This is a genomic window from Arthrobacter oryzae (assembly GCF_037911235.1).
Classification (GTDB): Bacteria; Actinomycetota; Actinomycetes; order Actinomycetales; family Micrococcaceae; genus Arthrobacter; species Arthrobacter oryzae_E.
In genome coordinates this window covers 35,567-57,732 of sequence record NZ_JBBLYW010000032.1, presented here as the reverse complement: position 1 = coordinate 57,732, position 22,166 = coordinate 35,567, and the positions used below count along the sequence as shown (strand labels likewise).

General features: G+C 60.8%; 19 protein-coding genes. 15 read left to right on the top strand and 4 right to left on the bottom strand.

Going from position 1 to position 22,166, the window contains the following annotated elements; translation table 11 throughout:
- Positions 1-225: 225 nt before the first annotated feature.
- Together WMN78_RS09150 and WMN78_RS09145 are read left to right on the top strand one after the other, a co-directional pair.
- Complete coding sequence (locus WMN78_RS09150; protein ID WP_340533446.1) at positions 226-1,287, top strand: hypothetical protein; 1,062 nt, start codon at positions 226-228, stop codon at positions 1,285-1,287.
- Positions 1,288-1,498: 211 nt separating this feature from the next.
- Positions 1,499-1,954 carry a hypothetical protein gene (locus WMN78_RS09145; RefSeq protein WP_340533445.1) on the top strand — a complete coding sequence of 152 codons (456 nt, stop codon included), beginning with the start codon at positions 1,499-1,501 and terminating at the stop codon, positions 1,952-1,954.
- A gap of 394 nt (positions 1,955-2,348) precedes the next feature.
- On the opposite strand, the gene WMN78_RS09140 is transcribed toward WMN78_RS09145, so the two are convergent.
- Positions 2,349-2,693 (bottom strand): recombinase family protein, encoded by a 345-nt coding sequence (locus WMN78_RS09140; protein ID WP_340533444.1) that lies wholly within the window; start codon positions 2,691-2,693, stop codon positions 2,349-2,351.
- 148 nt (positions 2,694-2,841) lie between these two features.
- On the opposite strand from WMN78_RS09140, the gene WMN78_RS09135 reads away from it, so the two are divergent.
- The 4 genes from WMN78_RS09135 to WMN78_RS09120 all read left to right on the top strand — a co-directional run bounded on the left by WMN78_RS09135 (position 2,842) and on the right by WMN78_RS09120 (position 9,520).
- Entirely contained in the window at positions 2,842-3,006 is a 165-nt protein-coding gene (locus WMN78_RS09135) for a hypothetical protein (protein ID WP_340533443.1), read from the top strand.
- Between the two features lie 244 nt (positions 3,007-3,250).
- On the top strand, positions 3,251-4,333 hold the full coding sequence (locus WMN78_RS09130; RefSeq protein ID WP_340533442.1) for an ArdC-like ssDNA-binding domain-containing protein: 1,083 nt from the start codon (positions 3,251-3,253) through the stop codon (positions 4,331-4,333).
- A gap of 62 nt (positions 4,334-4,395) precedes the next feature.
- Positions 4,396-4,905 (top strand): single-stranded DNA-binding protein, encoded by a 510-nt coding sequence (locus tag WMN78_RS09125; protein WP_340533441.1) that lies wholly within the window; start codon positions 4,396-4,398, stop codon positions 4,903-4,905.
- Positions 4,906-5,827: 922 nt separating this feature from the next.
- The gene (locus WMN78_RS09120) at positions 5,828-9,520 is read left to right on the top strand and encodes a hypothetical protein (protein WP_340533440.1); all 3,693 of its coding nucleotides are present in this window, start codon (positions 5,828-5,830) and stop codon (positions 9,518-9,520) included.
- A gap of 463 nt (positions 9,521-9,983) precedes the next feature.
- Here the strand turns inward: WMN78_RS09120 and WMN78_RS09115 are convergent, their stop codons facing one another.
- Positions 9,984-10,769, bottom strand: a complete 786-nt coding sequence (locus WMN78_RS09115) for a DUF5677 domain-containing protein (protein ID WP_340533439.1) — start codon at positions 10,767-10,769, stop codon at positions 9,984-9,986.
- Positions 10,770-10,919: 150 nt separating this feature from the next.
- On the opposite strand from WMN78_RS09115, the gene WMN78_RS09110 reads away from it, so the two are divergent.
- The 3 genes from WMN78_RS09110 to WMN78_RS09100 all read left to right on the top strand — a co-directional run bounded on the left by WMN78_RS09110 (position 10,920) and on the right by WMN78_RS09100 (position 12,567).
- Positions 10,920-11,852 (top strand): GIY-YIG nuclease family protein, encoded by a 933-nt coding sequence (locus tag WMN78_RS09110; protein WP_340533438.1) that lies wholly within the window; start codon positions 10,920-10,922, stop codon positions 11,850-11,852.
- Between the two features lie 7 nt (positions 11,853-11,859).
- Complete coding sequence (locus WMN78_RS09105) at positions 11,860-12,153, top strand: hypothetical protein (RefSeq protein ID WP_340533437.1); 294 nt, start codon at positions 11,860-11,862, stop codon at positions 12,151-12,153.
- 84 nt (positions 12,154-12,237) lie between these two features.
- Complete coding sequence (locus tag WMN78_RS09100) at positions 12,238-12,567, top strand: hypothetical protein (RefSeq protein WP_142938944.1); 330 nt, start codon at positions 12,238-12,240, stop codon at positions 12,565-12,567.
- Here WMN78_RS09100 and WMN78_RS09095 read toward each other — a convergent pair.
- A complete protein-coding gene (locus tag WMN78_RS09095) occupies positions 12,564-14,456 on the bottom strand; it encodes a DUF262 domain-containing protein (protein ID WP_340533436.1) in 1,893 nt (630 codons plus the stop codon). The two genes, WMN78_RS09100 and WMN78_RS09095, sit on opposite strands and share 4 nt — an antisense overlap.
- A gap of 159 nt (positions 14,457-14,615) precedes the next feature.
- Between WMN78_RS09095 and WMN78_RS09090 the strand changes: the two genes are divergently transcribed.
- From WMN78_RS09090 to WMN78_RS09065, 6 genes are all read left to right on the top strand, one after another.
- On the top strand, positions 14,616-15,290 hold the full coding sequence (locus WMN78_RS09090) for a hypothetical protein (protein WP_340533435.1): 675 nt from the start codon (positions 14,616-14,618) through the stop codon (positions 15,288-15,290).
- A 196-nt stretch (positions 15,291-15,486) separates the two neighbouring features.
- On the top strand, positions 15,487-16,143 hold the full coding sequence (locus tag WMN78_RS09085; RefSeq protein ID WP_340533434.1) for a uracil-DNA glycosylase: 657 nt from the start codon (positions 15,487-15,489) through the stop codon (positions 16,141-16,143).
- Positions 16,144-16,548: 405 nt separating this feature from the next.
- Positions 16,549-17,751 carry a tyrosine-type recombinase/integrase gene (locus WMN78_RS09080; RefSeq protein ID WP_340533433.1) on the top strand — a complete coding sequence of 401 codons (1,203 nt, stop codon included), beginning with the start codon at positions 16,549-16,551 and terminating at the stop codon, positions 17,749-17,751.
- Positions 17,748-20,165, top strand: a complete 2,418-nt coding sequence (locus tag WMN78_RS09075; protein WP_340533432.1) for a tyrosine-type recombinase/integrase — start codon at positions 17,748-17,750, stop codon at positions 20,163-20,165. Before WMN78_RS09080 ends, WMN78_RS09075 begins: the two co-directional genes overlap by 4 nt.
- Before the next feature lie 13 nt (positions 20,166-20,178).
- A complete protein-coding gene (locus WMN78_RS09070) occupies positions 20,179-20,517 on the top strand; it encodes a PadR family transcriptional regulator (RefSeq protein ID WP_340533431.1) in 339 nt (112 codons plus the stop codon).
- Positions 20,518-20,756: 239 nt separating this feature from the next.
- Positions 20,757-21,476 (top strand): hypothetical protein, encoded by a 720-nt coding sequence (locus WMN78_RS09065; RefSeq protein WP_340533430.1) that lies wholly within the window; start codon positions 20,757-20,759, stop codon positions 21,474-21,476.
- Between the two features lie 233 nt (positions 21,477-21,709).
- Here WMN78_RS09065 and WMN78_RS09060 read toward each other — a convergent pair whose 3' ends face one another.
- Positions 21,710-22,009, bottom strand: a complete 300-nt coding sequence (locus WMN78_RS09060; RefSeq protein WP_340533429.1) for a DUF4193 domain-containing protein — start codon at positions 22,007-22,009, stop codon at positions 21,710-21,712.
- Positions 22,010-22,166: the final 157 nt, after the last annotated feature.

Here is a 22,166-nt window from a genome sequence, read left to right as displayed (position 1 = left end):
CGGGATCGCCGTAACAGCGGAGCGGTGCAATGGTCACCCTGCCTGCACAGATAATCGTTATAACATCATTTGGTCATGATCGAAGATGCTGCCGCCTCTGCTTCTGTCGGGGTTGGATAGCTACCGCGAAGACACAAGCCGGGTCCGGTCAACAGTCGGGTCCAACACGTCGAAAACGTTGCAGATACATGTAAACGTCCACGCAAATTTTTTTGGGGGAATCTTATGAGTGATGCAGTCGAAGAATCCGGACAGGACAAGGTTCAAGGAAGAAATTCCTTGTTGCCGAAATGGGGCTGGTCCGGCCTGATCGGTTTGCCGATCCTAGTGCTCGCTTGGTTCCTGAACGAATGGGAACAAGCGTGGTGGAACAACACTCTTACAAACGTAGGAGTAACCTCTCTGTTCATCATCCCGGCCGCGATTATTGGACACTCATTTTCCAATTGGAAGCAGAGTGTCAATGATAGAACGACCGCCGCAGAGACAAAGGCTGAGGCCGCTACTACAGAGGCCAGTGCAGCCACGAAGGAGTCACAAGGCGCAAAAGCTGACGTAGAGATACTCTCAAACGCCCTCTCAGCCAGTGAGGGGCGGCTATCGAGCCTTGACTCCATTCGGGAGCAGTTTCTGGCTGAGCAAGTTGCTGAAGCGGACAACGAACAAGAGATTTATGCCGAACTCGCTAAACGAGGTGATCGGTCTAGCCTCCTACACGTACTCCGTCACGGCACTGATACCGGACTGATTAGCGAGCGAGGCTTGCGGTCTCCGATTTGGGAAACCGGCCTGCACTACAGGTTCTATCTGGAGAAGGAGACGCTCTTGGTCATCATCGAGAACGATGCTGGGCATGAACTCGCTGAGTTCGCGTGGGATGAGCATATCGATGAGATCACCTTTTACAAGAAGCTTCTGAAGGCTGTTCAAAAGCTGGGTGCCTACCAGGGGGTCATGACGTTCGATCCAACGCAGAACATGGAGAGTATTGCCGAGTCGCTGGAGTACGCCTCGCGCTTTCGCTCGCAGAAAATGCTCATGGGCACCGAAAATGTCAGGGACATCATCGAGTTTGTTGAGGGCTGGTACATCACGGAAGAGGGAATGTTTCCGAAAGGCCGCGAGCACTACCTTATTGAGGCGCACCGGCTCTGGTCCCTTGATTGGGAAGAGCACATAATGGGCAAACGCTGGGACGTCGGCAATATTGTGGCTGCAATAGCGGTGGCCCGGGCTCTGCACGCGAGCAAGAATCCCGCAAAGGCCACTGCGGGTGCAACAAAGTAGCCTCGGCCTCTATTAATGACGGCGGAGCGGCGCTACCCTCGTGGCATGAAAGATTGGTCGAGCTGAGGAGCTCGTCGAGGGAGAGGATTTCTTCCTCATCCCGGAGGATGCTGACTGTTTTACCGTTGTGCCGGAGCCGGACGGAGCGGGTGCAACTACCAAGTTCGCCGACGGCTCCTTCGCGCGAAATTAGAAACCGAGGAGCGCGTAAGTGACGAAGGAAGAGATTGCGCTTTGGGTCCAGGTGTCAGCCGTGGTCGTTGCCGTTCTGGCCTCTATCGTCGCGCTTGTCATTTCGGCGTTGGACCGGCGAAATGCGCAGCGGATTGCGGCTGACGACCGGCGCATGGCGGTGAAGCAGAGCAAACTGATGTTTGAACTTGAGGCACTCACACGGCTGTCCCAGAATCTCAGGAGGGGCGGGCATACAGACAGCCAGATACGCCAAGACATGGGCGCTGAGGCCGCGGCGCTTATAGATGCAATCGGGCCGGAAAGGCTTTCGCGCAACTGGGAAAATCGGGTCGGCCTGTCGCGCGCGGAACTTGAAAAGCTGGTTGACGATCCAAGCGAACCGGAGTTCAACCGCATGGCGGTTGAGGCTCACCTGGCGCTGGAGACGGTGGCTGAGGAACTTCACGAGCTCATTCGCCGGGGCGAACCGTGACTGACAGGCGACGACGGTGGCCGGCCGTCCTAGACGGCTCAGACCTTAGCTGGAGGCCCGAGCCGCCCTACATATCGGGTGGCGAAGGCCCCGTAGCCTTCCTCACTGCCCGCCTCGCCTTCGACGCGCGTATCGCGGTCCGCCGACCGGCCCCTTTATCGAGGCCGACGTCGCCGACCCTCGAGCCGCCCTGGCGGCCATGGCGGAGCTCGGAGGAGAGCCCGTAGTTTCCGAAGGGGCGCCGATGCTGGGACGGGTGCCAGCCAGAGGTGTTGCGTAGGCGGGCTGAGAACGGCTGTAGACCGACCGAAAGAGCCCACCCTGGAATTTACCCGGGGTGGGCTCTTTCGTGGCCTCTGCTAGAAGTCGACGGGGAGGTACACGAAGAAGCCAGTTAGTTCCTCGCGCTCGTCGTACTTGGCTCGTACGCCGACACGAAGGAGGCGCCGTTGCGGCGGAGCTCGTCGACAATGCGCGTCGCTTCGCCGACGCCGCGCCGGGTGAGACGGTCCAGGCGGTAGACGGCGCGGCCTTCGGCGATCGCGGCCAGAGCTGCGTCGAGTCGGGGGCGGGCGGCCGTGGGATCGTAGCCGCTGGCGCCGAGGTCCTGGTAGTGCTCGACGAAGGTCCAGCCGCGGGAGTCAATGAGGGCGCGCGTCTGCTTCCGCCGGGCTTCCGGCGAGCCTTGAGATTCGTCCCCACGTTGCCTAGATTGCCGGACGTAGGTAGTGGCCTTCATGGTGAGCATGGTACGCGTTCGGTGGAACGCGGGACGCCACCATGACTAGGTCTTCAGGGCCAAGGCACAGCATGTCAGCGGCACGTCACGGCATCGGTCTGAAGGAGAATCAGCACAGAGAACTCCTGATTCCTGGTGCCATCAGGCCGTGGCCGAGCTCTATGCCCGGCAGCGGGCGGAACTGGCTTCCTACGTCAGCGACGATCCCGGCTTCGGACCGCTGGCCTTTCACGAGCGGCTGCCGCACGCCGTCGAGCGTCTGCGGATCCATACACCCGGACGGCCGGTCAGGCGCACAAGGAGTCCGCAGTGAGAACCCTCCGGCTCGACGCAGCGGGCTTCGTTGAGTGGCAGGCGGCTTCCCATCAGTTAGGGGACGAATTCTGAAGTCATGCTGTTGGCCGCCTCTCAGGACATGAACAAGTATCCGCGGGGTGGTCCCGGCCGGATTCCAAGAAGCATGAAGGGCGGCTGTCGTGGCCCCTGAATCTGAAGACGCATCGAGTGCAAAGGCGGCAGCTGTTGCGCCGGGCCCGGGTAAACCGGGCAATCCGCGCATGACACCCGAAGAGCGCATCTCTGCCTTGACGGATGGCCTCCATAAGATCCTGGAAAAGGCGGTGGAATCTCCGTCGCACTGGCAGGTGCTGCTGGACGCTTCGGCAACGTTGTGGCGTTACTCGGGCGGCAATGTTGCCCTGCTCATGATGCAGATGGCCCAGCGCGGTACTGACGAACCGACTCTGGTGGCCGGGTACAAGGAGTGGGCCCGCCACGGCCGTACGGTGATGCGAGGTGAGCATGCACTCTGGGTGATAGCTCCCCGCACAGCCCGACTTCAGCAGGTCACGCTTCCTGACGGTACCCGGCAACGCATCCCTGCGGGTGAACATGTGCCCCATGGCGCCGTCGACGACGGAAAGAAGACCGTCATTACGGGTTGGCGCGGCCAGGCAGTCTTCGATGTCTCACAAACGCAGGGAACTCCGCTGCTGGTGCCCCGGGCCGGTGCCGGGTCCTCGGTGTACACCGCTGAGTTGTGGGGAAATCTTGCGGCCGTGGCAAGCAGTCATGGCTTTAACGTCCACGTGACCGATGCCCAGTATGGGCTGACGAGCGGATTTACAGATTTCAGCCAACACCGGGTTCAGGTCGGCGCCTGGCTTGGCCCGGAAGAGCGCGCAGCCGTCCTTGCACACGAACTTGGGCATGTGCTGCTTCACGGACCCGACGATGCAGTCGGCCGGCTGTATGGCAGCAGCGCAGACCATCGCGGACTCGCTGAGGTTGAGGCTGAATCCGTGGCATACACGGTGCTGAAGGCGCACGGGATCGACCGTGGCCCGCAATCAGCCAGTTACCTGGCTGGATGGGCTGACGCCGTCCTCGAAGCGGAGAAGGACGCCACGACCCACGATGGCGGCGGCAAACTACCGGCATCCCGTGCGGACATTGCGAAGTCAGTACTGGGCAGAGTCACCGCTGCCAGCAAGGGAATTCTTGAAATCACCCGTCCGCCGGGATTCGGCGGCAAGATCACCGCCGTGGACGCGGATCCGCGGTTGAACGCGTCCGCGGCCTACGTGGGCATGGTCCAGCCGGTGCGGTCGGCTGACGGACCGGCGATTGCCGGGCCGTGAGCCCGACAGGCAACAAGTTGTCCGGCGGGAGAGTCCCGCCGGCGTTGGAAAGGACAAGAACCATGGGCACAAAAATCCCGATCAGCATCGCCGGCAACCTGGTTGCCGATCCCGAGTTGAGCGTCGGCGAAAGCGGAGTGGCCCACGCTAAGCTCCGCGTCGCCGTCAACCAGCGAATCCAGGGTGCGGACGGCACTTGGCAGGATGGAGAACCCGTCTTCCACAATGTCTCTGCGTTCCGTGCGCTGGCCGAGAACTCGGCGAGTTCACTGAGAAAAGGCGACCCGGTAACCGTGGCGGGCGAGCTGGAATTCCGCTCGTACGAGAAGGACGGCGAACGCCGCGAAGCCCGACGCATTGTCGCCGACACCATCGGACCGGATCTCCGCTTCGGGACCGCGGTGTACCAGCGCATGTCGCACGCGGCTGCGGCACCGGATGCTGAAGTGCGTGCGCGCCTTGAGACGCCCGTATCAGCAGAGGCTGGGACCCCGGCATACAACGTCACGTCAAAGAGCCCGGTGGTGGTGCCCCCTTTCGGGGCAGCCGCGGGGAGTGAAATGAGTTTCTGATAGCAGTAGGGGCCGTTCCTATGACTGGAGGCGAGCTTTGCCTAAGCGGGTTGGCTAGAAAACCAACCCGCTTTCCCCACTACGAACCACAGACTTGCTTTGTTCTTGCTGGATGGCTCGTTCGGCGATCTCTCGGAGCCTCCTTCGCACATCAGCATGGCGCGGCTTCATGGCTGCTGACTCGATATCTGAGTTCTCATTGCTGGAATAGGGGCGGAAGGACCAGCAGCCCGCGAGCTCACGGGCGATCGCGGTGGCGATTAAAGGGGTAGACGTCAAGGACGCCAACGCCCGTACATACGGCGGGGTACAGCCCGTGCCAGACCTGAGGCTCCGACGTTCTGAAATGGTCGGGACGACGCGGTTGGATTGTAGCGTTCCTGGCGCCCGCTGCTGCTGGCCCTCTTCTCTGCATGATCACCGGCGGCACGAGCGCGGTTGACCAGTACATGGAGAAGGTTTGGGAGATGGGTGTCGCAGCTTTGGGTGGAGGCAACCGCCGCCGCTCCCACCGCGGTGACCCTGATCGGGTCCCGGCGAGCAAGCCCTCAGCGACTCTCGCCCGCGTCCGGTGGGGATTCCTGGCCCGGCGCGCTCGGTTGGCGGCGATCGGTCAGGCACCCCGGGCGGGAAACTTAGCGAGTTCTCAGTCAGTGAAGAGATGAAATCAGCCGCCAAGCCAGGGCATTATTGTGGACTCGAACCTGAGTTGGCGCGAGCGGGACCAGCCGGCGAGGTGTGGCCGCGACAAGACTCGGGAAATTTGCCAGCGGGTCCCTGATAAGTGCGCTTATCGGGGCATGGAGAAGCACTGCCGTCGCGTGACGCGGTGAGGGAAAACAACCGCATCCTGATCCCCGATAAGATCACGAGGAGGTAGTGCGCTCAAGCGCTGCCATGGCTCATTGGGGGAAGAGGAACCGTGGCCGAGGAACGTCTGAGCCAGCCGGAGGCACCGGGGCAGCAGATCAAGCTGCGCACCCTTGCCCCTGAATTCAAACCGAGCCAGCACGGGATATACGTGCGGCACCTTGAGGAGGCGGTCCTCGACAAGAGGAACCGCAACATCGCCCTGACCGGCCGCTACGGAGCCGGCAAGTCCAGCGTGCTGGATGACTTTCAGAAGAAGCACCACAAAGACACTGTCCGCATCAGTATCAACACCCTTGGCCCGGATAAAGACGACGAGGACCTGACCAACCGGATCCAGAAGGAACTGGTCAAGCAACTCGTCTACCGGCTGACACCAGGGAAGATCCGTCGATCCAGGTTCGCCCGGCCCAAACCCGTGACCAAGGGCCGTGCGTTCCTTCATGCCCTCTTTATCAGCGTGGTGGGCCTGGGGCTTCTCTGGGTGCTGGGGGTGCGTTCCGGACCCGGCTGGCCGGACGCCGCAGCTGACTTGCCCGGGTACCTCGTGCGGGCGGGAATGCTTTTCAGTCTTGTCCTAGCGTCCCTGTGGGCGGCCCGATGGATCATCGGCGACCGGATCGTTTCGGAGGTCACGACTGCCGGCACGAAAATCGCCCTGGGCGAAGGCCCGACCACCTATTTCGACAGCTTTCTCGACGAGATCGTTGCCTTCTTTGACACCGTCAAGCCGAGGTTCGTGATCTTCGAAGATCTAGACCGCTTCGAGGATCCGCAGATCTTCGACTCGCTCCGGGAACTGAACACCCTCATCAATGCTTCCGCGAACTGGCCGGCCAGTGACGAGCCTCTGCGGTTCATCTACGCCATCAAGGACAGCCTGTTCGAGCAGCTCGGAAAGGAGCCGGAATCCAAGGACGGAGAAGGAAAGTCCAAGGACGGCGAGGCTAAAGCCAGTGACGGCCAGGACAGCCCCACAGCCAGCGCGAAGCCCCGGCTCGACATTGCTGCAGAGGCGGTCCGGCGGGCGAACCGGACCAAGTTTTTCGAAATCGTCGTTCCCATGGTGCCGTTCATCTCGCACCGCAACGCCCGTGACCTCCTCGCCGAGGAGCTGGAAAAACTTGGTCTTGCCAAGAACGTCGTGTCGCGCCCTCTCCTGGACCTGATCGCACGGCACACCACCGACATGCGCCTGATGAAGAACATCTGCAACGAGTTCGTGGTGTTCGCCGAGCACCTCCTGTGGACGAAGACCCCCGCGCCGGGCATGACGGTGGACCACCTCTTCGCACTCGTCGCGTACAAGAACTTCCACCTCGCCGACTTCGAGGCCATCTCCCAGCGCACCAGCACGCTCGATGAGCTCGAACGGCTCCATCGCGACGAGGTCAGGACACTTATCGAGGGTCTGCAGGAGCAGCGGCGCAAGCGGATGAGGACCGAGGAACAGCGCGAGCGGAAAGAGGAGACTGCGCTGGAGCTGGGGCAAAGGCTCCGCCACATCAAGGATCTTTTCCCTCCGTCAAACGGCTGGCAGTACATCTATGTCAAGGTTGATGACCAGAATTACGCGTTCGACGCGGTTGACACAGTGGCGTTCTGGGAGCGCGTCGCCAAGTCGAAGTCCTTCTCCATGGTCCAGAGGAATACCTCAACCCTCGTGACGCCCTCTGCGGAACAGATCAGCCGCGTTTTCCCAGAGGTCATGAATTCCGCGCAATGGTTGGATCCTGATCCCGTTGAGCTTGCCCGCCTGATCCAGCGGTACGACCAGGACATCGCGACGTTGCGAGGAGCGGACTTTGCCGGACTGGCCCGCTACGAACGCGTACCGAAGGGAAGAGCCGGGTTCGACCAGCGCATCACCGACGTGCTTGAGTCGGGGCTGGCGCGCGATCTCGTGCGGCGGGGTTTCATCACGCGCAACTACGCCGAATACTCCGCGATCTTCTACGGCAGCTTCGTCGGAGTCGATGTTGCCTTCTTCTACAACCACAGCGTCCAGCCGAACGAGATGTACCTCGACCACGAGTTCACCTCTGAGAACGCCATAAGTAATCTGCTCGAACAGGTCCCGGCCGACTTTACGAGCAGCGTGAGCGCACTCAACCTCCAAGTCGCGTCATACTTGCTCAAAGAAAAGCCCGAAGACGCGAAGCAACTTGTCGCGTACGTCGTCACGCATGACAGCAAGGACGTCCAGGTATTCCTGGATGCCTTCCTCAACGCACCTAACGCCCCGCGCGAGCTCCTCGTCCAACAGCTGACGAAACACCCGTGGCTTGACATCTTCGAGTACGTCGCGAACCACCCCGGCATTCCGGACGAAGAGACGCGGCTGAAGCTGTTCGACGCGGCGCTCATGAACGCGCTGCATGCCGACGCCTACGAGATCGGCGAGTCCTCCCGGGCGCTGCTCGAGTCTTCCTATCCACGGCTCACCGCCGTCCGCGAGAGTCTGACCGCACCTCAGACTGAGCGGGTCTTCGAAATCCTCGAGACGGTGGAGCTGCTGGTCACGGACCTTGGCGATCTGAGCGCCCCGCTCCGGGACCGCATCGTGGCGGTGCACAGGTACGAGGTCAGCGCGCCAAACCTACAACTGGCACTCGGGATCGACGAAGCCCCGACGCTCGATGAGGTGCGCAAAAAGCCAAGCGTGTGGGAGTTCTGCAAGACACGCATCGACGACTACATCGCCGCGATGGAGACCGACGGATCGGCCCAGCCGATCGTGCTCATGGAGTCCGTACTGGTCGATGTCATCAACGAGCAGCACGGCTCCTGGACGGAGGACCAACTGCGCGACGTCATCGAGCGGAGCTCAGCTTCCGCCACAATCCAGGAGATCGAGGACGTCCCGGAGCCGACCTGGCCCTTGATCGTGGATGCGGGCCTCATGGCTCCGACGGTCGCCAACGTGTCCGCTTATGCACCGGCTCATGGGGTCGACGAACATCTGTCCGGCCTTCTCGTCCCGGATGGAGCCGATCCGGTCGAACTGCGGGACGTTGAGGAGGTTGCGGACCAGGACCGAGGCGTCCTCGCGGTCCGCGTGCTGAATGCTTCGGCGCACCTGACGGCGCAGGCCCGGGTCCAGCTCGTCAAGCAGCTGAATCCCGAGTCCGCGATTGAGCTCGCTGAGGTGACTCCGAGCCCCGACCAGCTGCTCGCCAGGGCGCTGGAGGGGAAGCTGCTGCCGGATACCTTCGACACCTTCGCTCATTTCGCGAAGGGCGGGTGGGAATCGGTCTCCGAGGCCTTCGCGGTGTCGGAGAATGCATCGGAGTTCATGACGCCGGCGCTCTTGGCGGGTTTCGTCGGCGAGTTCGTGGAGAGCCCATGGATTCCCGACGAGCTGCGTCGGATGGTGGTCGAGCGCCTTGGCGACTATGTGCCCGGCGACGACAAGAAAGCTCTACGCGCCGCTGGACAGTTCGCGATCGGCTACCAGATCTGGCTGCCCCTCGGGGAGATCCGTCGTATCGCTCGTGTCACACAGGACCCGGACATAGTCCTGCGTCAGCTGACCCACGCTAAAGACACCGACCCGGCCGATCTCTCGGGCATCCTCGCGTCGCTCGGCCAGCCCTACGACGAGCTGTCGGCAGGTCCCGGGATAGAGTTCGACCTCCCCGGAGGATCGTCGAACGAGACGCTGTTCAAGCGCCTCGAAGCCGCCGGGAGAATTGAGATCGTTCCGAAGCTCATCCGCGGAAGGAAGGTCCGGAATCTTGTTTGAGACCCGGACGGAGAAGCGCGTCTGCCCGAAGGACCTCACCGCCCAGATGACAGACGCCGGTAAACCTGTTCTCGCCAAATATCGAGAGCCCTTTTGCGACTCTTGGTGGTTCGACCGCTCGCACCTGAAGCAAGACGGCCGGCCTGACTTCGATGTAAAAAAGAGTGACCCCCGCCCAATGGGCGGGGATCTGCGTGTACTTGTGAGCGAGGGTGACGCGCGGCCGCCTCGGGATTGATGGATTCCACCATGCTCACGTGGCCGCTTACCAGCACGGTCCCGGTCCGGTCTAAATGAAGTAGTCCGGCGTCAGGAAGCTTCAGCGTTCAGGATATGCCCGTGTCGGTCAATCCCAGGTCTGGCCGCACCAGCAGCTGCCGTCCTTGTGCTCCTGGATGACCAGAATCCGTTCCTCACCAAGCAAGATGATGTCTTCGTAGCTGAGCATGAATCCAGTTCAGCATCAGCAGCCCCCAGGCCCGGTGGCTGAGTTTTGCGCGGTTCCCAATTGCGTTACGCGATCCCTGATGTCAGCAAGCGGTTCCGTCAACTGGTCTGCTATGCCGGCCAGATGCACGAAGGCCTCGGTGCCTAGCAGCACCATGCTCGGCAGCATCGCACGGAAGTGATTGTGCGGGGCTGGTTCCATGTGAAGATGCATTCCGGGCTCATCAGGGTCGAACTCGACATAGGCTTCTGAACTGGTCAGTGTTGCATGGGATTCTTGGGTATCCGTAAGCCAGATTTGGAAAAGAATCTGGTAATCGGAGATGTCGTTCATCAAGGACTTGAGGTCTTTGAAGGAGACGCTGTCCGATCCGGGATCCGCTTCGGACTTGAGTAATTCGATGATATCCAGCGCGCCATCGGGTAGAGGGGTGCCGGCCTCTGCCGCAAGTGTGATGTTGCCCAAGCTATGTTTGCGCTTGTTCAATGCTGCTTCGACGAATCGGCGGGTGTCGACGGTGGTGGCCCAGTTGAGCCTGATGACGTGTTCAACGACGGAGCGTCGGAGCGGGGCGCACTCGACGCCGAATCCGCGCTGTTCTAAGAACCTGATGGCCTCGGCAGTGCGTAGGATTCGCATAAGCCACCCCCACGCGATGCCGACCGCACGGACCGCGGCCTCATCATCTCGGTTCCATTCACCAAGCAGAGTCGGAGGCAGCGGCGGTAACTTTTCGATCATTGTTCTGAAATCCGCCAGGATCTTGTCTTCTTCGTCACCTGGGCTCTTCGTGGTCGTCATGCTCCAAGACTGACGCCCGATTTGGCCAGCCGCAATTCAGGACAGCGACGGCTCGGCTCGAGCAGACAACCGCCGCACATCCACTCCGGACACAACCAATGGACGGGCCACTAAAGCCGCCGCGCCTGGCTCGTGACATAAGGTGTTCCTGTGTCTGATCTTGCTCTCGACTTAACTGCGGAGACTACAACTTCTGCGGTGCCGGCTTCGCGCGCGTCCCTCACTCTCGGCCATGTATTGACCGGCATGGGTTCGGATATCGACCCGGCGGTCCGGCTGGAGGATGTATTGCTGATCCGCCATGCCTTCAGGCCCGGCGACCCCACCGCGCTGCGTGGTCCCGAAGACCTGGCCGAGGAGCGGGTCATGGCCTACACCAGGGAGCAGGGTCTCTCTCCCAGGCAATTCCCCTCGGATCCTCCCCGTTTCTGGGTGATCCTCATCGCCGACGGCAAACGCCGCTCCCGGTTGTGGGGCACCTTCGAGAACCATGGCGAGATGATCGCAGAGCGTACTGAGGTGAACCGGTTCTTCGACCTGCGCATCTCGGATTTCCTGGCACCTCTGAATGACCGGCTCGTGATCGAATGGGACAGTCCGCGGAACTGGCACCGGCGTGCCACGAGTGCCGCGAACCTGCCCGTACTGGAGATCGCAGACCGAGACAAGGAACCGTTCCCAGGATTCGATGGGGTGTTGCTCACCTACCACCGACTTTGCGAAATGGTAGAGAGCCCCCGCTACGCCGATTGGCGCACTGCCCTGAAGGAAGTGCAGGGCATCTACCTCATCACTGACTCCACCAACGGCAAGCAATACGTTGGAAAGGCGGACGGTGCTGAGCGCATTCTCGGACGGTGGACGAGCTACGCTCGCGACGGCCACGGCGGGAACGTCGCACTTCGTGAACTTGCCTACGACAGTGCAGCCGGAGAAACGACCAAGACAGACCACGCCCGGCATTTTGTCTTCAGCCTTCTTCGCGTGTTCGGACCCAGCACACCCTCTACAGAGGTGGATTCAGCAGAGTCTCACTACAAAGACGCACTGATGACACGACAATTCGGCCTCAACAGAAACTGATCGACCGATGACACCACGTCCACGCCGCGCCTGGCAGGCGGCAGCAAAAGCCAAGCAAGAGTCCAAGGAACTGGGCGAGCTGCACGCGATCGAACCAGCCTCCCGGCGCAGCGATGGCTCACCCAAAGTGGGCCCTGGCCAGGTTTACGTGGTGAGCTCCGGCAAGGTCTATCACCCGGCCTGGTGCAACTCAGTGGGCAACGTCTGGGACGACAACCCCAAACGGCTTCTGGTCGTCGAGGAGACCGGTCTTGGCGGCCGTCAGGCCTGCAAAGCCTGCGACGAACCCCTGCAGGCCTGATTTTGCATGTTTAGCGGCTACGACTGAGTCAGGCCTCCGGCGGTCCTCTCCGTAAGAGACGGTCCGCCCGCATAGGATGATCCCATGTCTGAACCCGAGCCAATCATGATCCGGAACAGTCTGCCGAACATCCTCGCAAATGAGGCGTACGGCCCGGATTGGAAACGCACGCAGGATGTCATGGTGGTCATAACAGTAGGTGGTACTTCCACTCACCTGGCTTTGAAGTCTGCACCCACCACGACGCTATGCGGTCAGAATTCCCGGTTCGTGGCCCGCGCCTGGTTTCTCCTCAGCGGCTGCATGAAGTGTTCAAAGGCTGGTCTCAAACAGGGCATCGCCACAATCACCGATACAGACGGCACACTCATCGACCTGGCGACCAACACCGAGAGCAAGCTGCCGGAACACTAAGCTCTTGCCGCTTCGAAGGCAGCTTCCTGGATCTCCATTGAGGGACCGGGCCAGACCTGAGTGATAGCCTTGGTCAGGACTGCAGAGCGCTCCTTGATGTCGGCTTCAGTCCAGAGATCGATGTGGCTCTGGATGATTTCTTTGTTGAGCACCAGAAGGCTGAAGGCGTCGAGCAGCGTTCGCTTACCCTTGCCGGACTCACCACCGTCGATGAGTCCCGTGGCGTCGCTGTCTGTCCACGGACGGTTGGATAACGAACCATTGAGTGACTTGGTCACGAGCGTTAGATTACCGATCGTGTTTACGACTCGGTCACGGACAGCTGCCTCTTCGGGAGTGAGTCTTGGCGGCGGGTCCCAGTGGGTTCGCCAACCTTGCGGCATGACGTGCTCGATTTCCAATCCCCATGGAAGCTCGACTGCTTCGTACTTCGTGCTTTGGTTGCGAAGTTGTTGCTCTACAGCACGGAGGACTACCTGGAGTCGCCACTGGCGGATGTTCCCGTAGAGCTTCACATCAGGAAGGGTCGTCAGCATCTCCTGATCGGAAGGCCAGTAACGGGTCTCCGCGGTCTGCTCCGAAAGAAAGTCCCGGATGGCGCTTCCGGCTTCGCGAGCATCAACGCTCCCGAGCGACTTCAAGGTGGCCACCATGAAGCGATTTACATCCTTGGAGGTCTTCCGCAGGAGTGTACGGCGAATAACCCAGCTCTCGATTGCATCCAGTGCTATCCGCAACTGGTCACGGGGAACCGAATGGTTCTCGGAGAGGAGCCAGAGAAAGACGGGAGTGGTGGCCGCCAGCTCCATCGTTTCTATAACCCGGGAGCGGAACCGTCCTTCGGGCGTTCCTACGTCCAGTTCGCTGAGGCCCCGGTAGGTGTCGGCATCCTTCCGCAGTTCCGTCAGCAAGGCTTCCGCGCCAACGGGCGTAGTCAGTCGTGACCCTGCGTAGTCCGCGAAAATTCTAAACACCAACTCCGCTTTGACTTCTTCCTGTAAACGCATCGTGAGCCAGTACTGCAGGAAGATGTCCACACGGGACCGAATTTGACGGCCCTGGGAGATTTCAGCCCGCCACCATACGGTATCGAAGTCGGCCCAGTGCGTCCTGGACCACTTGTCCACATCAGCACCAATCTGTTCGCCCTTGCGGAAGACCCAGTTCTTGATGAGGTCCGCTTTCAGCAGAGGTGTGCCCCGGTCGTTCAGCGTTTCGAAGATCAGCTGTGAGTCTTCATGTCCTGACAAGTCGATGGCGACGACGACCAGTCGATGTTCAAGCGTCGAGCATAATTCCTTGGCACGGAGCTTTTCTGTTCCGGGTGGGACGATCCCTTCCTCATCCGGCGTTCCTATCAGCCACTGTTCTATTTCGCGCCGGAAAAAGTCGTGGGCCTCGATGACTCGATGCTCCTCGACCCGCGGTTCCTCTGGATCCATGGCATGGGCAAAGGCGCTTCGGTCCGCCTGGGATGGCCAGAGTTTGAAGCGCTCGATGCGGCCTTTGAAGGTCAACGCCTTGTTCAGAATGAGCTCTTCGAGCTGATCCGCTTCCGTCTGGTGTCCGCGCCCAGCGACGATTTCATGTGCAGCATCAAGCAAGAGCTGAAGTGTCGTCATGCGCTGTTGGCCGTCGATGACCTCGTGCCGTGTCACATCGCCGGCAGATGGTGGCTTCGACTCGTAAACTACCGCACCCAGGAAGTGATTGGGAATTGGGGGCTTGCCCCCGTCAAGAAGATAGCTCTCGGTGACGCGGACCACGTCGTCCCACAGAGGGGCCCATTGGCTCTCCTCGTCCCAGACATAGGGGCGTTGAAATGCGGGAATCTCAAAATGGCGACGACCCTCGAAAAGATCTCGCGGGCTTCGAGGATGAGTATCCACTGCATGCACCTTTCGACTACGACGTCCTCCGTCACACGCTATCGGTCAACTAAGCACGAAAGCGACAAATCAAGCATCGCCGTCATTTGGGTCGCCGGCTTTGATTGACACCGGCGCGCTCCCGCGTTTGATTCGAGTCCCGAAACTCATCCAAATGAGATGATCGCCGAGACGCAACCTAATCCGCACCTGAATGGAGCCATTATGACTGGACCGCAGTCCGACCCATCATCGTTAGTCAAAGTTGAATTGAACTTTGGCGAACCAACCTACCTGAGGCTTGCTGCACGCCTCTACGGCGAAGACACCGAGGAATGGTGGAAGGATCTCGGTGATCTGCTGTATGGCCGTCCCGGCTGGTACTGCGAAATTACGTCAACGCCTGAGATGGAGCTGATTTGGTCCTACGGAGCGGTTGGGTCCTCGTTGTTCAATATCTCGTATGAGGACGAACCCGGCTACGCCCTGTTCGATTGGGAAGCAGACTCCACGAGAAAGTTCCAGACAGTTGATGAGCTACGCAAATGGCTGGATGAAAACGAATGGCGGCACGCAGATCACACTCTTAAACTGCGTGATCTCGCTTCATCCTCTGACTGGGCAGTTCTGAAAGCTGTTGGCTTCGACATAGACGTGACCTTTGACGACGACAGATGGATCGGAACTGTGCGCAAGCTGCCCGTAACTATGAGTGCAGGGATGTCCCTGGCCGATGTCGTTTCACAGATGCGCGAGGGGATTGCCCAGGCTTTCGACGCCCCTGCCTCCGTCGCCAAGGATCTTCAGGTACGGGTACACCTCGATCCCGCTTCTGCCGCGGCTTTGACCAGCTAACTGCGCGGGCAAAGAGATTACGGACCCGCGGGCTGGGAGCCTTGAAGTACAGCTGTGCCGTGCGTGGGACTGCGCGCCTGACTATCTCACTGGTGCAGCGTCCGTTCCGGGTGGCTTGTCCTAGCGGTCCCGTGAGGGCGGAAACACGACAATGCCACGGCCCGGGACGGGGCTGGACGGCGGCTAGTATCCAAGGATGGTCAAACAGATGAGGGACGCGGCCTTCAAAGCTGAGCAGTTCGCCGGTGTGCACCTTCCACACGTCACCGCAGTGAACCAGTTGGTCGAGTCCCTCCGGGAGCCTGAGCCTTCGACCGGCCGCGGGTGGGTGCCGTACGTCGCGCCTCTTCATGGGGGCTCGGAGGCCAGGATCCTGAGCATTTTGCGTGATCCCGGGCCGATGACCCACGAGACCATGGGCTCCGGAATGCTGTGTGTGGAGAACGACGACGATTCCGCAGCGCTCCAATGCCAACTGCTCGCCTCGGTAGACCTGATGCCTGCTGACCTGACCCCTTGGAACGCCTACCCGTGGTACCGCCACGATCAGTCCAGCGGTCTGAGGAGCCCGCAGATCACGGAAGGGCTGAACCCTTTGGCCCGGTTGATCGACCTGATGCCAAAGCTCGAAGTCGTACTCCTCCAAGGCGGCGAAGCGCAGACCCTGTGGAAGCGGTTCGCCCGCAAGCACCCCAGAGTCGCTGCCCGGTATGCAGCAGTGGAAACTTATCACCCTGGAAGGACTGCGCTCAGAGACCCTGATCCAGCAGTTCGGGAAGCTCGGGCCAACCGCCGTTTCGTAGCTTTTCGCGAGGTCCGTCAGATTCTGGGCCGCGGTCAGGATGGCCGCTAGATCGGGGACCGTCGCAGCCGTTTATCCATGACCTCCGTGGAGCCATCTGGCTTGGGATACGGCAGAGCCAAGCTCTTAGCTACGCTTTTCGGCCGGCCGGTACCTGTCACCAAAGGCGACCAAGGAGCTCTGGAGCAGCGTCATGCTGCCCAGTATGTCCACTGGCCGGGAACGGGATTCTGCCGGCAGTGGGCTGACCATCCAGGCGGCGAACACGTTGTGAGGAATCTTCAGGCTCATCGCCTGGTCAAAGAGGCGCAGCACAGGTTCGTGGAAGAGTCCATCTTTGAGCTGGAAGCCCGGGCAGAAGGTTCCCTCGCCGATGATCTGTTTACCGGACTAAGTTGACGGTTCACGGCGCGTGTCATCGGCTGGGACGAACCCCGTCAGCGTCATGCTTTGGTCATGGAACTCTCGGATCGCAGTTCGGATCGGCATCGGGCGGAGGGACTGACTGTCGCGAACGTCGGGCGGGTGATTCCTCGCTCCGGTGTTCCTGGGTTCGTGGTCCTCGACGCGATGGGCGAGGAGTTCGCTCCTGCCACTGCATATCTGCTTGAGCTGGCAGCGACGGACCGTTCGCCTCAAACGGTACGAACCTATGCCTTGTCGTTGCTTCGGTTCCTTCGATTTTTATGGGCCACCGGTGTCAGCTGGGAGCAGACAACGTCCCTTGAAGCGCGCGACTTCGTGTTGTGGGCGCGCCAGACCGAGAAGTTCGTCGGGAATCGTAACGTCCCTCAGCGGCGGGGGAGCCGGAACCTTGTCACGGGAAAGAAGCATCTCGGAATGCGTTACTCACCCTCGACGATCAACCACACGACGACGGTGTGTAAGGAGTTTTACGCTTTCCAGCTTCGGATGGGAGACGGGCCCATCGTGAATCCTTTCGAGCTGCGCCGCGGGCGAGCCCATGCGCATCATGATCCTCAGCGGGAGTTTGCCCCGGTGCGGCGCCAGCCCTTGCGTCAGCGCGAGGCGCACCGGGTGCCAAGATCAATCCCGGATGGAAAGTTCAACGATCTGTTTCGCCGTTTGCGGTCCAACAGGGACCGGGCGTTGGTGGCGTTTTATGTCAGCAGCGGTGCACGGGCGAGCGAGCTGCTCGGGATCACGGGCGACAGGGTCAACGTGGGTGACCAGCTAATCGGCGTTTACCGCAAAGGCGGCCAGCTGCAATGGTTGCCCGCGGCGCCTGATGCTTTCGTATGGCTTCGGCTCTATCAGCTCGAAGGAGGCGTCGCCGGTCCGGATGAACCGGTTTGGCTCACGCTGCGGGGCGAGCCCCGTCCTCTGTCCTACGAAGCCATGCGCGCCGTCCTGAGACGCTGCAACGACCTGCTCGGCTCGAACTGGACGCTGCACGATCTGCGGCACACGTTCGCGATCCGAGCGCTCGAGGGCGGGATGGGCCTTCACGAAGTCCAGGAGTTGCTGGGTCACCAGTCGCTGACTACGACCACGGTCTACGCGGTTCCGCATATGGAGGAAGTCATCGAGCATTACCGGACCCACCTGAGCAGCAGGACTTCCCCTGCCGCTGACAGTTCACCGGCCGGTCAGCCCTATAACCCCGATGAGTTGCGCGTGCTTTGGGGGAACCAGTGACAACTCCGCCCATCAATGACATCCAGACCGCACGACGAAGCTGGAATGACCACACGCCGCCACCACAGGAACAACAACCGCCTGCACTGCCGCCCATCCCGCCTGGACCGCTGACCAGCGCCAGCATTGAGGACATCATCAACCGTCTTGAGGACTGCAGCCAGTACTGGCCACAGGTGCATGAGCACAGGGCGCGCATTCGGCGCCTACTTGGTCATTTGAGGCAGTTGCCGGGTGAAACCTGGCAGGACCGCTGGGCGCTGTTCGAGGGCCAGGTCGGGCATGACGCTCTGACGTGGCGGCTCAGAATAGCCGGCGGTTCAAGCAAGAACACGAAGAATCGCAACGAGGTCGAAGGACTCAATGCGGCGATGGGACCGCTGCTGGCTCTGGACGTCATGCGCCCGTCCCACCGGTGGATCGCGGGTCAGCGCTTTGCCTTCTGGAAAGCACTCAGCCGGTTCCGGGATCCCGCCCACACAGCTGAACTCGAAAACGCCCTCGTCCATGTGAAGGCTTCACCGGCCCAGGCCACTAGCGGGATCCTCACCTTAGGTCGCATTCAGGCCCATACAGGTAAATCGATCCGCCAGCTCACAGCCGAAGACATCCTCGACCTGACTACCCAGCTCCCCGGGAAGCTGATCGACGTCAGCCGCAGCGGGCTGACCGCCGTATGGCCTGTGCTGCACGGGCTGGGATGGATCAGGCACGATTCCGGGACCATGCCCACACGGCTCCGCGTCGGACCGAAAACGGTGGATGAGATGGTCGACTACTACGACATCACCGGCCCCTGCCGGGAACCACTCATACGCTATCTTCAGGTCCGGTCGGCTGGCCTCGACTACGCCTCGCTCTGTGCTTTGGGCAGGTATCTGGCCGGCCTCTTCTTCGCCGACATCGTCAAGCACTACCCAGGCCAACGCAGCTTCGCACTGACTCCGAAGCAGGCTGCTGGCTGGAAAGCCAGAGTCAAAGTCAAGGCCGACGGCTCGCCGCGCCGGGAAGTTTACAGCGTCTTCTTCTCCGTCCGGGCGTTCTATCTCGACATCAGCCAATGGGCACTCGAAGATGCCTACTGGGCGCAATGGGCCGCCCCAAGCCCCATAACCTTCGCGGAAACCCGTGGTTACGTGAAGCACCGGCGCGCGACCATCGCCACGATGCAACAGCGCACCCGCGAACTGGCTCCCGTGTTGCCCCGTCTGGTGGAGGCTGCCGAACAGGCCCTCCGCGCAGCAGAAGCAACCCTGGCGGATGCCACGACGGCCGGCGCCGGCCAAACTATCGACATGGACGGCGAGGCTTGGGAAGTCTTCCAGAGCAGCGAACATGCACATGTCCGGATTCGGCGCAATGGAAAGGACCGGGACCTGTCCTTTGAAGAGGACAACGCCTTCTGGACTTGGGCGCTTGTTGAGACACTTCGACACACCGGTGCACGGATCGAAGAAGTCCTCGAGTTGGTGCACATGAGCATCCAGCCCTATAAGATTCCAGGGACCGGGGAGACCATACCGCTGCTGCACTTCGCTCCGAGCAAGACCGACACCGAGCGTCTGATGGTGGCAGGCCCCGAGCTCGTGCACGTGCTCTACCGAGTGCTTTCTCGTATCACCAAGGACACGGGTGGTGCACCGCTGACACAGCGATGGGACTCAGCTGAGAAAGTGCTGAGCTCACCTCTTCCGCACCTGTTCGTCCGCCGCCGTGGCGCCGGACCGCCGAACGTGATGACGACGGCCACCGTTTCCACGCTGCTCAATGACTTGGCGCGACGCGCGCAGATCCAAGTCAGCGGTGCCGAGGTGAGGTTCACCCCGCACGATTTCCGTCGCATCTTCGCGACCGAGGCACTTGCCAGCGGCTTGCCTCCACACATCGTGCAGGTGCTGATGGGGCACGCCAGTCTGGCGACGACCCAGGGATACGCGGCGATTTATCCCAGGGACGTCATTCGGCACCACCGCACCTTCATCGAAAAGCGACGGGTCATTCGGCCCACCGAAGAATACCGCGAACCAACCGCCGCCGAATGGGACGAATTCGAAGCCCATTTCGTGCAGCGCAAACTCAGCTTGGGCAGCTGCGGACGGGCATACGGCACAGGCTGCCATCACGAACACGCCTGCCTTCGCTGTGCCCTTCTCCGTCCGGATCCCAGCCAGATCAACAGGCTCCAGGACATCATCGACAACCTCGAAGAACGCATTACCGAAGCGGAACAACACGGCTGGCTCGGCGATGCCGAAGGACTGCGGGTTACGCTCAACAGCGCCGAAATGAAGCTCGCACAGATGTTCAAACTGCAGAGTCACCAAATGCCCGGAGCCGTCGACTTAGGAATCCCAATGGTCGGGCGGCCGAAGCGACACACCAACCCACCTAGACCAGATAGTCAGATGAGTTGAATATATTCGTTGCATGAGTAAACGAGAGATGAGAGAGCCTACTTTTATGGTGCTGTCGGTCCTGGCTCACGGACCGCAGCACGGGTATGCGCTGCTTTCCGAGACGAAGAGGCTGTCGGAGGGACGCGTTTCGCTTCAGCCGGGCACCCTGTATGCGTCCTTGGATAGGTTGCGGGAGGAAGGGGTGGTCACGGTGGTTCGTGAGGAGGTTGTCGATGGCAGGCTGCGCCGATACTACGAATTGACGGATAGCGGAGTTGAGGAGCTTAGCAACGAAGTGCGGCGGCTTGATGCCAACGTTCGGTTGGCTAAGGCAAGTCTGCGGCTTCGCCCTGTAGGAGGCATGGCATGAATGACTCTGCAAGTCTCTTGGAGATTAGTTACCGGCGCGCGTTGCTGGCGTATCCGGCCAGTTGGCGCAGGCGCAACGGTGAAGAAATGGTGGGCGTCCTCCTGGACTCGGCTGAGCGCGAGCATCGAAGCATGGCAACCGCCCAGGAGCTGTTGGCTTTAGTCGGTTCGGGTCTGGCTGCGAGATGCGAGCGAATCCTTCCACGCGTGCCGGCAGAGGCGAGAGACAGAGTCTCGTGCATGTCACTTACGATCGCAGCCGCTTTGGCGGCGATCATGCTGGTTCTCGGTGAACTTAGCCGCTGGTTTCGCTTCAACAGCTACGCCCCCGGCCCTGGGATGTTTGGGCCTTTCACCACGCCAGCATCGCTGACATATTTGCTCATTCTGGCCGCCTTTACGGCCGCCGTGCTCGGTTCCAATGGAGGGCGCCGGATCCTCTTAGGCCTTGCGATGATCTCTGCAGCTGCCATCCCTCTCATTTCCGCGCTGACCAATGGAATTGTTCCCGTGGGGTGGCCGGTTGTGGCGGTCTTTATAGGGGCATCTGTCTTAGGGCTGGTCGGTGAACCTTCGCATACTGAGAAGCTCCGTTGCGTGCTTACCTATGGAGCCCCGTTAGGTGCCCTGGCTTTCGGCTTCACTAGTTACTTGCAGGGAGGCGGCGCGCAAAAGTGGTTCTATCCCGGAGGAATTACCATGGCCGCGGACACCTTGGCACTCGCGGCGGGGTGCCTTCTGCTGTCGGGACTTCTGGTCTTTGGAGTCGTGGGCCGCTGGAGGCCCTTAGCTGTGTTGCTCGCGATTGCTTTGTTGCCGTTGCCCATTAAGGCCCTCTTCGTCGTTTACATAGCCGCGCCTCTTTGGGGAGCGATAGCCGCAGCATGCGTGACAGCGGCGGTCTTCGTGGCTTGGCACACTCGTCAAAGCCAGATCTCCGAACGAAAGGGTGACCTCTGAGGGCGTCGCCATGCGAACTTCCTAGTCACGGCTGACTGGTGCTTAGCCGGCACTGACACGAACTGGATCGGGACAACCTCCTTAGTCCGGATAAGAATACCCGAACTGCCCGGCGCATGGCCTCCGGGTCGCCGAGGGATTGGAAATGCGTCTCCAGGTCTGCCGCTGTCGGCAGGGTGAATTCTTCGCGGATGCTGTTCCAGATATGCTCCGGGACAGCCGGCCAAAACCGCTCAGCCTTCGCATTCGACGCAGTAGGCATGGCCGTCCTTCTCGCGGGCCTTCTGCGAACGGTGGCGGACCAGGAAGCAGGACCAGCAGGTGAACTCATCGTCAGCCTGCGGGATGACCTGGACGACCAGCTCTTCGGCAATGAACTCCCCGCCAGGGGTCAGGCCGTCCAGGGCGTCAGCCTCGTCGAGCTCCTGAACCACGGATTTCGCATCCGGGGCTTTGGCGGACTTCAGGGCCTCCAGGGAGTTTTCCTGGGATTCCTTGACGTAGGTGCGCAGTTCATCGTAAGCGGTTGCCACGGAGGTGCATCTCTTCTCTGTTGAGGGGGTATTACCGGTCCTGCAACGTATGGGACACGGGAGAAATTCCCTGAAAGTGCAGTGCTGCATGGGCACACAATAAGAACCTCCGGGAACATGGCATTGCCGACGGTCAGTGGGGCACCTGGGGTTTCAA